Here is a 202-nt window from a genome sequence, read left to right as displayed (position 1 = left end):
TGGAATATTTTAAAGCCCAGGTGAAGCAGACGCTTTCAAGCCCAGAAGGTCGTCATCGATATGCCCAACGCAAAATTGATGTCGAAACCACTTTTGGAAACTTGAAGGCGAATTTAGGGTTCACTCGGATGTCTGTCCGTGGACACGATGCGGTGCACAATGAGTTAGGGATTGCCTTAATGGCAGTCAACTTAAGGAAATA

General features: G+C 45.5%; 1 protein-coding gene. It reads left to right on the top strand.

The features are described from left to right. A partial coding sequence (locus V6E76_RS11480; RefSeq protein WP_499797824.1) for a transposase occupies positions 1-202 on the top strand: 202 nt, incomplete at both ends.

Origin of the sequence: Jeotgalicoccus huakuii (assembly GCF_036665975.1) — a bacterium.
GTDB lineage: Bacteria > Bacillota > Bacilli > Staphylococcales > Salinicoccaceae > Jeotgalicoccus > Jeotgalicoccus marinus.
This window is presented reverse-complemented; position numbering and strand designations above follow the sequence as displayed.